General features: G+C 59.4%; 1 pseudogene. It reads right to left on the bottom strand.

Going from position 1 to position 448, the window contains the following annotated elements:
* A pseudogene (locus DEQ92_RS22775) lies at nucleotides 1-448 on the bottom strand (histidine kinase); the annotation flags it as partial.

Here is a 448-nt window from a genome sequence, read left to right as displayed (position 1 = left end):
GTCGTCGCTGTTGAGACAGGCAGCCACATGCGGGAGTGCCTGCTCCAACTGAGCTCCCTCAGCACCGTTGAGCGTGGGGAATACGGTCCGCGCCGCGTGGTTCGTATCCCGGATGTGGTTGTCCGCGTCGAGTGCGATGATGGGTTCGTCCCGTTCGCCGGCCAGTTGGACGGCATCAAACTGGTCGATATAGGCAAACGCAACACCGACGGCGAACACAGCGACTCCCAGAGGCTCGTAGGTGATGTCGATGAGGTAGGACGTGGTGTACCCAATAATATCTAGCACGACTGGGAGGCCCGTGATTCCGACGAGTGCGAAGAGTGGGCGTGTGTCATAGTCGATTTGGGTAAACAGTTCTAGGAGCATGAAGTAGCCGACGAAGGCGAGTGCGTACGAGAAAGCCATCGCGGTCCAGTGGAGTGGCCCGGTAGCCACGGAGAGATGG

This window comes from Haloferax sp. Atlit-6N, assembly GCF_003383195.1.
In the GTDB taxonomy this organism is placed as follows: Archaea; Halobacteriota; Halobacteria; order Halobacteriales; family Haloferacaceae; genus Haloferax; species Haloferax gibbonsii.
This window is presented reverse-complemented; position numbering and strand designations above follow the sequence as displayed.